Source organism: Bacillus sp. SIMBA_008 (assembly GCF_046535495.1).
Lineage (GTDB): Bacteria > Bacillota > Bacilli > Bacillales > Bacillaceae > Bacillus > Bacillus subtilis.
In genome coordinates, this window is sequence record NZ_JAWRWL010000951.1 from 1 (window position 1) to 249 (window position 249).

Here is a 249-nt window from a genome sequence, read left to right on the forward strand (position 1 = left end):
ATGATCACCATGAGGCAGAGAAAACCCCCGTGGACATCCGTTCGCTTGCGTGGATGATCGGCGGTGGAACCGCAAGCGTGATCCTGGTAAACGTCGACCAAGCGATTCTCTTGCCGTTCATTGGTCCGACTGAACTCGGGTATTACTCGATCGCTGTCACAATTGCGGAGGTCTATACGGCGGCCGCGAAGCCCTTCCGAGATGCGGCAATGGCCACGGAATCCATTGCGAGCATTCGCAAAACGATCT

The 249-nt window shown here is 55.8% G+C and carries 1 protein-coding gene; it reads left to right on the forward strand.

Annotation, left to right across the window (positions count from 1 at the left end; translation table 11 throughout):
- Positions 1-249, forward strand: a 249-nt coding sequence (locus SB658_RS26185) for a hypothetical protein (RefSeq protein WP_410603405.1), incomplete at both ends; no start/stop codon positions are given.